Genomic DNA, 11561 nt, shown 5'->3' with positions numbered 1-11561 from the left:
GTCATGGGTTATTCACAACTTAGGAGTTATGAATGAACATTTATGAAACTAACAGGTGATGGAACATTCTATAATGGCTGTTAATATAGAAGATCCAGTCATTATAGATGAGAAACTGATAGTTTTGAAGGGATTTACTACAGGTTGCAATATGCAGCCTTTTTTTTGTAGCCCTTCAAAGCGAATGAGTCGGTTTCCTGGTGGTTTAATCCAACGATCGATCTAGCACAAATAGCACAAATAGCACAAAAGACGCTAATATCATTTTCTTTGTTAATATCTCACCAGGATTCCCATATGGTTTTTTCTTTCTATAAATCTAATAAAAATATTTTTATTGAATAAGGGAACTTTAATAAAATACGGTTCGTCTAATTATAAAATAAATTAAGGGGAACAGACATTGAATCGAGAAAAAATGGATATAGAGGAGATTTTACAAACCGATATAGATAAAAAAGAAAAACTTCACTATCTTATTACTTTATATGGGAATGATGTTCTTAAAATTTCTTACATTTATTTAAAAAATATTCAACTTGCTGAAGATGTTACCCAAGACGTTTTCTTAAGATGTTTAGAACAATTAGATAACTTTAAAGGTAACTCATCATATAAAACTTGGGTGATTAGAATTACGGTAAATCGTTGTAAAGATGTTTTAAAAAGTTGGTCATATCGAAATCTTATTTTATTAGAATCCTTTTCTTACTTCAAGGATAAAAATACTAATTATGTAGATCCCCTCCATAATACTGAGGATTATTCTTTGTCAGAAAAAGTAATGCAATTACCAATTAAGTTAAGAGAGGTTATTATATTATTTTATTATGAGGATTTTACTATTGACGAAATTTCAAAAATATTAAAAATTAATCCAAATACTGTGAAATCTAGAATGCATCGGGGAAGGGAAAGATTAAAAAAAATAATATTAGAAGGAAGGAATAATAATGGATAATGAACTTGAGAACTTAAGAAAAAAAATGGACAGTACAGTATTAAAGAGCATTAAATTCACAAAAAGACATGAGAGTTTAATATATGATGCGATATCTAATTCTTCTAAAAATAAACAAAGATTTAAATTGAAAATGGCACCTTTTATTAGTCTGTCATTTATAAGTATTATTTGTCTAAGTTTATTGTTCCTAGTAAAGGAAAATTTTATTGATAATACTCTTAACGAAGATCATATACGCTCTGTTAATAATTATATATATACTCCTCCAATTCAAGAGGAAAATTATGAAGAATTGAACAAAGAAGAAATACTAACAAAAATGCTTAACTCCATCGACTACTTTGACACAGCAAGCGGTACTTTTGAATTATACTATGCTAATAGTAAAACAAAAATAAATGTTGATTTCTCGTTAAGTATCAGAGAAAAGTCTGGTGGGGCCATAAATTCAAAAATCAATGTAGACGGTGAAACCAGAACAATAAAAAGTTCATATAAAGATTTATATATCGCTTCAAAGCCATTGTCCATAAAAGAGTATTTTAATACTGATGTTAATGGAGAAGATGTGACAGAAAGTAGATGGTTTCCACCTATTGAAGAAGCTGCTAATTCCTTATTTCCTTATGATATTGCATCCAACTATACTAGAAACTTAGATGACTGGGAAATTGAAAGTCAAAACGAACCTATTCTTGGACATAATTCACTTGTGATATTTGGGGAAATGAATAATGTAGAAAAGTCTAAGGCAACTAACTTTCGTTTTTGGGTAGATAAAGATAGTGGAATTCTTATTAAGTATGAAACTTATAACAAATCTGGGGATATTATTGACTACCTTCATCCTTCAAAGTTAGAAGTAAATAAACCTGTAGATATATCATTATTTAATAATGATATAAAATAATGTACTTGTACCCTTTAGTTAAAGCTTAACTGCGCCCCAATTGTTAGAAACATCTAACAATTAGGGCGCAGTGTAACTGCTAAACTAAAATCAACAGTTTCCGCCAGATAGAATTGAACACTTTTTTATCAAAATAACCACCAGTTAGTCTATTATGATTTTATGTCATCATAGTTTACTGGAGGATTTGAAAGGTGGAAAAGTTACATTTGTTTATAAAGGTTCATCAATTAAAGGAACAAGGATTTAAAGTAGCAGCTATTGCAAAAAAATTAGGGATTTCTAGAAACACAGTTTATAAGTATTTAAGCATGAATTTTAATCAAGCATCCGAGTGGGTGTTATCAACTGGGAGTAGGGAGAAAAAGTTAGATACACACCGTGAACTTATATTAAGTTGGCTAAAGGAACATCCTGATATTTCTTCTGCTCAGGTGGAGGACTGGTTAAAGGAAAAGTACCCTAGAATAAAAATTGGAAGTAGTACTATTCGGGGGTATGTTAGTGAATTAAGGGATATTTACCACATCCCAAAAGTGGTTCGTGTACGTGATCATGAAGCTGTGGAGGAACTACCGATGGGGCAACAAATTCAGGTCGACTGGGGAGAAATAACCGTAAAGAATCAGGGAAAAAAGCCTGTTAAACTATATTTTATTACCTTTGTACTCTCTAATTCTCGTTATAAATATGTGGAATGGCTTGATAGACCTTTTACCACTAGGGATACCATACGTTGTCATGAAAAAGCATTTCAATTCTTTGGAGGAATTCCGAAGGAAATTGTTTATGATCAAGATCATTTGATAACCGTTAGTGAAAATGCCGGAGATATAATTTTAACAGGGGAATTTCAAGCATATAAGCAGGAACGAGGGTTCCGAATTTACCTCTGTAGAAAGGCAGATCCCCAAAGTAAAGGGAAGGTAGAAAATGTAGTGAAATATGTAAAAGGGAACTTTGCAAAACACAGAGTATTTCCAAATCTAGAATCCTGGAATGAAAAATGTTTAGCATGGTTGAAGAGGACAGGAAATTACAATGTACATCACACAACAAAAAAGAGACCAGTAGAAGTGCACGCCCTCGAAAAGCAACACTTAACGCCAGTCTCCTCCCTGCTTTCTTTCGAAAGCAACCTTGTAAATAGTATAACAAGAACTGTTCATAAGGACAATATTATCAGATATCAATCTAATCGTTATTCGGTTCCTTTAGGAACTTATCGTCCAAGAGGTGATAATACGGTTTACATAGAAACCCAGGGCGAGGAACTCATTATTCGAGCAGACCTTCAAGGCGAAATACTAGCAAAGCATCCGATATGTCATGGGAAAGGTGAGTTGATAAAGAACCGTCAACACACCAGAGATCGCTCGAAAGGAATTCAAGCATATAAAGAGACTATTGTTCGTCAATTCAAAGATCAAGAAAAGGCTTTAAAATTTGTCAATGAAGTAACCCGGCAGTATCCAAGGTATGTAAGAGATCAGTTCCAAGTCATTCAATATGCCATTACTCATTTTCGCCCTCAAATAGAGGAAGCCCTGGCGGTTTGCCTAAAAGAACAGCTATGGAGTGCAAACGATTTACGTGATATTGCACAGCATTTGACCCGATTAAAGGAAGAAAAAGATGTAGAATCCCCTGCTTCTCTCGAAGCTAAAAGAAATAGCCCCGCAACAACCGCTACAGCAGTAACAAGGGATATAGAATATTACACGAAAATTATGAGAGGTGTTTCATAATGACTAGCACTGTACAACTATTACAAGAACAATTCCGCCATCTTCGGATGGTGGAAACCGCTGAAGAGCTGCCAATATTACTACGACACGCAGAGAAATCATCGTGGACTTATCAAGAGTTTTTACATGAACTTCTTATGCATGAAATGAAGAAACGCGAAGAAAAAGGGATTCAAAAGAGATTAAAGTGGGCTAGCTTTCCATATTTTAAAACACTTGACGAGTTTAATGTAGAAGAACAAATATCGCTTAGCACACGCCAATTAAATCAATTAAGTGAATTAAATTGGCTGGAACAACAATACAATCTAATTTTATTGGGACCCCCAGGCTCAGGGAAAACCCATATTTCAATTGGATTAGGAGTTGAAGCCATTCAAAAGGGATTTAAAGTAGCATTTTCAACAATGGGTGAACTCATACACTTATTAAAAACGGAAGAATATATTACAAAATCAAAATTGCGGTTAAAAAGAATAAAAGAATCGGATTTGGTGATTATTGATGATTTAATGTACATGGCAATGGATCAGAGGGAAGCAAATCTATTTTTCCACCTGGTTAACCATCTTTATGAACGTAGTTCTATTATTCTTACCTCCAATAAGGGCCCCGAAGAATGGGGTGAATTAATGGGAGACCAAGGGATTACAACAGCCATATTGGACCGATTATTACATAGAGTAGAGGTTATTCAAATGAACGAAAATGACAGCTACAGAATAAAGAATAGAACAACAATTTTTGAAAGAGAAAGTGTTCAAAATTAATTAGCAAAAAGTGTTCAAAACTACTTGACGGTTACACGCAGTTCACTCTAACTTTTGTGATGCAGTACATTCTCACGGGTGGTACTTATTTAAGTCTAAATATAATCTATTTTAACATTTTAGTTTTCACAAAATTTTTTGGGGTAGCAGTATTAAATTCCACTTTTTCTATAGGGGCATCTATCTGAATGGAATTAGTAATTAGTGATTCAGTTACTTGTCCACTTTTATTATACTCTTCCATTTTTAACAAAATACCAGTGCCTGAATGAACCCATAATTTAAAAGTTTCAGCATTATGTTTATTTTTATAGTAATCACTTAGTTCTCCGCTTAATACAATAGCCTCATAGCCATTATTCTCTTCTTTTGTTTCAATGTTCCATTTTGAATAATTCTCCAAAAAACCCAAAGCAATGTCTTGAGAAAATAATGATGTTTGAGCCATTCCCATCAAAGTAGGATCATACCTCATATCATAAACTCTTTCACCATTTATATCATTAGAATATCTTACAGTTGGCGAAACACCTTCGAATAAATTGTTTTCTTTAAGTGCTTTAGCTTCATTTTTATCAGGTGCTCCAGCAGTACTATATGTCTTATCTTTAGTGTTTAAGTCAACATATTTACCATCACCATTATAAATGGATTCCTCTACTATTTTATCTCCAGCTTTGACTACTACGTGTGATTTTGGATTTTCAACATCTACGCTGAAATCTACCGTATATTTATATCCTCCTGAATTGCTAGTATAATCAAAATTTCCAATAGCTGTTTTAAAATAATCTATAGAGTTTAACATTTTATAATGAATATTTTCTTTACTAATACTTTTTGAATTTAAAGTAAGTGCTGGTGAATCACTTGGCTTAATCTCTTCGTAATTAAACTTATCTACCTTAGAACTACTTAAAATTGAAGGCTTTTTATCATAATACTCTACTTTTATACCATCTGCACCTGTATTTTTATATCCATTAGGAAACAAAATAAAATCTCCAAAAGCCTTTGATCCATAGCCATAAGTATCTACAACTCTACTCCATCCATTTGGTGCAGTATTTTGATTTTTCTTTCCGTAAATATAATCATCTTGATCATTACCTATATTATATTGAGCATTAGGATTTGTAAACTTTGCATTTCTTAGATGGACTAATAATGCTTTATAATAGTAACCTTTTCCTTTTGTAGTTTTCCAAGTATACCAACCACTGGATGTTGGGTTAAAACGATGATCCCCTCGATAACTTGAAGAAGATTTTTCATAAATCCATTTTCCTCCATAATCGTTAAGATGACTGTCTATTGCACCTTCATCATTATCTTTGTACTCTGAAGTAAGTTGAGTTGCTGATACATTTGGCACAGAAAGAAGGAAAATACTGGCTAAAGTAACAATACTAGTTTTTGCTAATTTCCTCACATAAACCCTCCTAATTCCATTTTTTGTATCTTTCTATAAAATTATATGTTAATATTCTGAATAAATCAACAAGTTCATTTACAAAATTGTAAATTATTTCAATTTTTGATTATCAATTTCATCCCTTTATAAAAAATCCAGGTTTATCCATTGTTGCTTCAGCTGTAATTATTGTATGAGGAATGGATGAATCATGCAAATATATATCCTCTAATTTATCAGCTGCGGTCCATGTAAGCAGTGATTATTAAAATTTATTTCACCTAGATCGTAAGCGTCAAATAGACCCCACCTATGTTTTAGATGGGGCCTGGGTTATTATTTAGTTAAGTTTTTTAAATGAAATACAAGACACTGGTAGTGTCGTTGACCAAGGAAGTAGTTGGTCAAGGTTATCATGATCTGTCAGATCCAAGTTGGGAAGCTGCTCAAATAGATAGCGAAGATAGTAATATGGATTCAATCCGTTTGCGATCGCTGTCTCCACGATACTGTATATGATGGCACTGGCTCTCGCACCATTTGGTGTGTTACTAAACAGCCAAGCCTTCCTTCCAAGCACTACTGGCTTAATAGCCCTTTCGCTTCTATTGTTATCGATTTCTAATCGACCATCCTCTAGAAATGCCACTAACTTATCCCACTGGTTTAGACAGTATGTAATAGCTTTTCCGAGACCACTTTTAGGCAACACATGTTGTTCTTGTACTTTTAGCCATGACAAAAAAGAGTCTAGTATTGGTTTACTTTGCTCTAGACGTTGTTTATACCGTTCTTCCGGCTCTAATTCCTTTAACTTTCGCTCAATCGTGAAAAGTTGATTACAGAATTGGAGACCTTCGGTCGCAGCGACTGGTTTTATACTATTTGTAGGCAGTGCTTTTAAGACATCGGTAAAACCACGTCTGGCATGAGCCCAACAACCAACAAGTGTTACGTTTTCTACTTTATGATATCCGGCATAACCGTCGACTTGAAGAAAGCCTTTGAATTCCTTTAAGAAGTTCATTGGATTTTCTCCAGCTCTGGTTTCTTGATAATCATATAGTATGATGGGAGATCCCTCGACACCTGTACGGTATAGCCACAAATAGGATTTAGATGAAGCGGATCTACCTGGCTCTTGAAGCACTTGAAGAGTTGTCTCATCCGCACAAACAATGTCAAGCTTAACTAGGAGCTGATGCATCCGACTATATAGCTTGCTTAACCAACGATCTGCTCCGTACATCATCCAATTAGCCATCGTTTGACGAGATAATGTTATACCCAAACGATGTAGATGTTTTTCCTGTCTATATATAGGAAGTCCCTCTACATACTTTTGGCTCATGATATGTGCCAACATAGATGGAGATGCGAGACTTCCCGCAATGACTGGCTTCGGCATGGGCGCGGTTTGGATCGGCGTTTCAATGGCCTCCTGTTCACAATGGCGGCATGAATAAACATGGCGCACATGCTTCACCACTTTTACTTCAGCTGGGATATATTTTAATTCCTGACGGACTTCTGTACTCATTTCATGCAGGTTTCCACCGCAACACGAACAGACCTGCTCTTCATCGGATAAACGATAATCGATCGTTTCCACAGGCAGATTTTCTAACATCAACTGACGTTGGCCGCGTTTCTTCTTACGGCGGTAGGTGATGGTTTCTACGGTAGGTTCGGGTGATGCGAGGTCCGCTTCTTGTTCAACTTCATTAAAAAGAGTTAGTTCCAGTTGACCTGGAATGCCCTTTTCGCTAGATACACCAAAACGTTTAGACTGATGAAGGCGAAGCTGTTCTTGTAACCAACTAATCTTGGCTTCAGATTCACTTTTTTCCTTTTCTAGCTTCGCCTCTAAGTCTGCGTTTTTCTGTTCCAAGAGTTGAACGCGCTCGAGAAGTTCTTCAATTGTAGGAGTTGTGTTTGCTGTTTTCTTTGTCTTTTTCATGATTTCATTATACTATAAGATCCAACCGATTACTCTCATAATTTCATGTTTAAACGACAGTTTTTGCAGAAACGACGGGATGTGCTTTTGTCTGTTCTAATGATAAACCATCTAACAACCAATTCAATTGGCGACGTGAGATTTTATACGGACCTAAGCTCCCATGATCAGATGGCCAGTGAAATGTTCCACGTTCGAGTCTTCGGTAGTACAACCAAAATCCGTTGGTATCCCAATGAAGAATCTTGAGTTTATCGCGTTTCTTGTTACAAAAAACAAAAAGACTCGATGAAAAGGGATCTAGATTGAATTCCATCTGAACGATGATAGCTAATCCATCAATGGATTTTCTCATGTCCGTGCTACCTCGAGCGAGGTAGACACTCTCAATCGTTGATGCATTTAGCATATGGATTGAAGTGTCCTTACCACATCTACAAGCAGCTGGGGATCAAAGCCTTGTTTGACCTCTAACGCTACGTGACCAACATGAACAACTATGTTAGATTGAGAGTCTGTCATTGTTTCATCCATTTCTAATGTAATCCATTGTGAAGGGGTATTTGACGTGTCTTCGGTTGTTTTAAGCTTCTTCTTCCAATACCAGAATTGATGAATACTGACCTCGTTGGCTGCACACCAATTTGAAGCACTTAGTCCGCTTGTCATATAGTTAGCAATCCGTTTTTCCCATTCAACTCTAAGATCGGATCTCTTCATATAGCAAAACCTCCATTATGTGTAATCTCTAGGAGATTATCGCATATAAAAAAGCGTCAAACCATGTGGGTATAGTTTGACGCTTACGATAATTCTATCTCTTGAACATTTATATAAAAAATATGAAAAAATATTTATGAGAGCAAACTAGAACAAAAGATGCTTTTATAACCTTGCTAGAATAAAGTTATCCAATTGCAATTGGTAAAAAATTCTCAGGAGGTAAAAGTATGAAGTATACCATTCATTTAACAATGACTCCATTTGTCGGTGAAACTCTTAATTCAGATCAAGCAACAAATTTATTAAAATCATTGGTGGATTTTACAAAGGATGTTGAATTTGGTTATGTGAATGCTGCCAATAGAGCAGCCACTCTAGTTGTGGAAACAGATGAACCAAGTGACTTAATTAAAAAAGTTGTTCCTTGGTGCATTGTTACAGGTGAACATCCAGATGTAGAGCCAATTGTAAGTTGGGATGAATTTGTCGAATCACTGGCGGACATTTCGGGAGTTTCCCTAGCTGAGATTAGAGGAGAGGACGCAGCACCTCATGGTTGCTGTGCAACAGCTAAGAAAATAGAAGACTTACAACCATTTAAAATGCCAGAAGGCGGTGAAGATCTTCTAGACTTTGTTACTTGGGATACTATTGAAGTTCCTGGTGTTGGGGAAGAAACGATTGAGTTAAAAGGTACTTATATGATTCAACGTGACCATCCTTCTTGCTCAAACTGGAATGATGCATCTATTGATATTAAAATGAAGGGTTTAGATGTTAAGGGAGAAAGTGAAAAACTTGGTAAAATAGAAGTTAGTATTAATGAAGATTACAAGGTTTCCCAAGGTCAGGTTTTACCAGGAACAGCAGTTCCAAGCGTTGAAAGCGGGGCACCAAAACATTGCCAAATGAATAACTATGCTAAGTTTAATTTAAAAGATATTGGCATGACAGTCTTTAATAAAGAACCAATCGAACTTACACATAAAATTACACATGTACCACCAGTCGGACAAGGTGGAGGTACTGGCGATATTAAGATTCCGTTGTATAATATGGAAGATCCTGACGGTAAACCTGTAGCATATTTAAAAAAAGTTAGAACACATATAGGGAATTTTTGCAAAGATAAAAATCACAATCACAACCATTAATTGAAAAAAATACAAAAAATTAATGAAAAAATTCTAAAAATTCTTGAAAACCATCTCTCTAATGGTAAAATTAGTATATAACAACCATTAGGGAGGTTTTTTTTTGGAAAACAAGATTTCTAATTCTTCAATAACAAAAGAAGTGGTAATAAATGCCCCTAAAGACCTTGTGTGGCATGCTTGGACAATCTCAGACAGAGTTTCTCAATGGTTTGCACCTGTTACAGTAATTGAACCAAAAGTTGGAGGTGCTTTCGAACTCTACTTTGATCCTGGCAATGAAGAAGGTATGAACACAAAAGGTTGTAAAGTAAAAAGTATTGTTCCAAACAAAGAATTGGTGTTTACATGGAAGGGACCAGATCAATTTGCTTCCATAATGAATTCAGATAATGATTTAACAATAGTAAATGTTTACTTAGAAGAACAAGATGATAAAACTATAGTAAAAGTACTTCATAAGGGTTGGAAAGACGGAGAAGAGTGGGATGAAGCAGTTAAATGGCACGAAATGGCGTGGCAAGGAGTACTTTCTAGTTTAAAGAATGAAATAGAAAAAGGCGAAGGAATTTTATGTTGTCAACCTGAATAAGAAGTTGTTTTTTCGACCTCCTCAATTACTTGTAATTAAAGGGTAATTGAGGAGGTTTTTATATTGGAAAAAAATTATCAAAAGTGTGATGAATCATTGATTAATTATGTCGAGACGAAAGGAGACAATCATGAAAAGGTTAAGTTATTAATTCAATTTAATGAAGATCATGAAGCAAAAGTACAAAATTTTCTTTTGGATTGTGGATGTAACTTTCAAAAACAATTCTCTAATATTAATACTTACTTAATAGAGACTTCACTAGATTATTTAAATGAACTTAATAATCATGATTCAATAATCAGAATTAATCTTGATAGACCTGCATGGTTACTATTAGATACAGCAGTTCCTAGCACAGGAGTTAATAAGGTTGATAGGAAATTAAATCCGCAATCATTGACAGGTAAGGGAATAAATGTAGCGATTATAGACACTGGAGTACATCCACACGAGGATCTAATTACACCTAACAATCGGATAGTTGCTTTTAAAGATTTGGTAAATCATAAAATTGAGCCATATGATGATAATGGACATGGAACACATGTAGCTGGTTGTGTTGCTTCAAATGGTTTATCGAGTGATGGAATTTTTGAAGGCACTGCACCAGAAGCAAATATTATTGCCATTAAGACTATGGATGGACGAGGTAGAGGTACTATATCTAATATAATTGAAGGAATTGAATGGGTTATTGATAATAAGAATACTTATAATATTCATATATTGTCACTATCTTTAGGAACAAGTCCATTAAGGTCTTATAAAGAGGATCCATTGTGTCAAGCATTAGAAAAAGCTTGGGAAATGGGAATAGTAGTCCTAGTTGCAGCTGGGAATGAAGGACCAAAGAGTAGCACTATTGGTAGTCCAGCCATACATCCACAATTAATTACTATTGGTGCAACTGATGATATGAATACAGTTGAAAACAATGATGATGTTATAGCAAACTTTTCAAGTCGTGGACCTACTAAAGATGGTTTTAATAAGCCTGATCTTGTAGCACCTGGTTCAAATATTATATCTTTAAGGTCACCAGGCTCATATAGTGATATAATCAGCCCAAAAAATAGAGTCAATGAATATTATTTTAATATGTCTGGAACTTCAATGGCTACTCCGATATCGGCAGGCTTAGTTGCTTTATTATTAGAGCAAGATAATCAACTTTCTCCAAATGAAATTAAGAAACTATTAATTGAAGGAGCTATTGACATATCAGATGATAAAAATGCAGCAGGATATGGAATTGTTAACTTTCAAAATTCATTAAACGTATTAAACAAATATAAGAATAAGTGTTTGTGAGGATTACTTGAA

The 11561-nt window shown here is 34.7% G+C and carries 11 protein-coding genes; 7 read left to right on the top strand and 4 right to left on the bottom strand.

The window, feature by feature from the left end; all coding sequences use genetic code 11:
• Nucleotides 1–403 precede the first annotated feature (403 nt).
• The 4 genes from ACWNMZ_RS24360 to istB all read left to right on the top strand — a co-directional run bounded on the left by ACWNMZ_RS24360 (nt 404) and on the right by istB (nt 4392).
• Complete coding sequence (locus ACWNMZ_RS24360) at nt 404–961, top strand: sigma-70 family RNA polymerase sigma factor (protein WP_236691834.1); 558 nt, start codon at nt 404–406, stop codon at nt 959–961.
• A complete protein-coding gene (locus ACWNMZ_RS24355; protein ID WP_251630130.1) occupies nt 954–1874 on the top strand; it encodes a hypothetical protein in 921 nt (306 codons plus the stop codon). The genes ACWNMZ_RS24360 and ACWNMZ_RS24355 overlap by 8 nt, the downstream gene beginning before the upstream one ends.
• A gap of 194 nt (nt 1875–2068) precedes the next feature.
• Nucleotides 2069–3622, top strand: a complete 1554-nt coding sequence (gene istA, locus ACWNMZ_RS24350) for an IS21 family transposase (protein ID WP_449598940.1) — start codon at nt 2069–2071, stop codon at nt 3620–3622.
• Nucleotides 3622–4392, top strand: a complete 771-nt coding sequence (istB, locus tag ACWNMZ_RS24345; RefSeq protein WP_341098841.1) for an IS21-like element helper ATPase IstB — start codon at nt 3622–3624, stop codon at nt 4390–4392. The genes istA and istB overlap by 1 nt, the downstream gene beginning before the upstream one ends.
• Before the next feature lie 106 nt (nt 4393–4498).
• Here the strand turns inward: istB and ACWNMZ_RS24340 are convergent, their stop codons facing one another.
• The 4 genes from ACWNMZ_RS24340 to tnpA all read right to left on the bottom strand — a co-directional run bounded on the left by ACWNMZ_RS24340 (nt 4499) and on the right by tnpA (nt 8486).
• On the bottom strand, nt 4499–5824 hold the full coding sequence (locus ACWNMZ_RS24340; protein ID WP_251630155.1) for a hypothetical protein: 1326 nt from the start codon (nt 5822–5824) through the stop codon (nt 4499–4501).
• 322 nt (nt 5825–6146) lie between these two features.
• Nucleotides 6147–7766, bottom strand: coding sequence for an IS66 family transposase (gene tnpC / locus ACWNMZ_RS24335; RefSeq protein ID WP_048717388.1), 1620 nt, complete (start codon nt 7764–7766; stop codon nt 6147–6149).
• 49 nt (nt 7767–7815) lie between these two features.
• On the bottom strand, nt 7816–8175 hold the full coding sequence (tnpB, locus tag ACWNMZ_RS24330; protein WP_031540354.1) for an IS66 family insertion sequence element accessory protein TnpB: 360 nt from the start codon (nt 8173–8175) through the stop codon (nt 7816–7818).
• Nucleotides 8169–8486 carry an IS66 family insertion sequence element accessory protein TnpA gene (gene tnpA, locus ACWNMZ_RS24325; RefSeq protein ID WP_031540353.1) on the bottom strand — a complete coding sequence of 106 codons (318 nt, stop codon included), beginning with the start codon at nt 8484–8486 and terminating at the stop codon, nt 8169–8171. The genes tnpB and tnpA overlap by 7 nt, the downstream gene beginning before the upstream one ends.
• Nucleotides 8487–8716: 230 nt before the next feature.
• On the opposite strand from tnpA, the gene ACWNMZ_RS24320 reads away from it, so the two are divergent.
• From ACWNMZ_RS24320 to ACWNMZ_RS24310, 3 genes are all read left to right on the top strand, one after another.
• Nucleotides 8717–9643 (top strand): DUF6073 family protein, encoded by a 927-nt coding sequence (locus ACWNMZ_RS24320; RefSeq protein ID WP_251630110.1) that lies wholly within the window; start codon nt 8717–8719, stop codon nt 9641–9643.
• A 103-nt stretch (nt 9644–9746) separates the two neighbouring features.
• The gene (locus ACWNMZ_RS24315; protein ID WP_251630111.1) at nt 9747–10235 is read left to right on the top strand and encodes an SRPBCC family protein; all 489 of its coding nucleotides are present in this window, start codon (nt 9747–9749) and stop codon (nt 10233–10235) included.
• A gap of 63 nt (nt 10236–10298) precedes the next feature.
• Nucleotides 10299–11549, top strand: coding sequence for a S8 family peptidase (locus tag ACWNMZ_RS24310; RefSeq protein ID WP_251630112.1), 1251 nt, complete (start codon nt 10299–10301; stop codon nt 11547–11549).
• Nucleotides 11550–11561: the final 12 nt, after the last annotated feature.

It is taken from the genome of Niallia sp. Marseille-Q9988 (assembly GCF_976954375.1).
This window is presented reverse-complemented; position numbering and strand designations above follow the sequence as displayed.

Coding starts and splice junctions, on each gene's coding strand:
- ACWNMZ_RS24355 (WP_251630130.1), top strand. CDS start 954: ATGGATAATGAACTTGAGAACTTAAGAAAAAAAATGGACAGTACAGTA.
- tnpB (WP_031540354.1), bottom strand. CDS start 8,175: ATGCTAAATGCATCAACGATTGAGAGTGTCTACCTCGCTCGAGGTAGC.
- istB (WP_341098841.1), top strand. CDS start 3,622: ATGACTAGCACTGTACAACTATTACAAGAACAATTCCGCCATCTTCGG.
- ACWNMZ_RS24320 (WP_251630110.1), top strand. CDS start 8,717: ATGAAGTATACCATTCATTTAACAATGACTCCATTTGTCGGTGAAACT.
- tnpA (WP_031540353.1), bottom strand. CDS start 8,486: ATGAAGAGATCCGATCTTAGAGTTGAATGGGAAAAACGGATTGCTAAC.
- tnpC (WP_048717388.1), bottom strand. CDS start 7,766: ATGAAAAAGACAAAGAAAACAGCAAACACAACTCCTACAATTGAAGAA.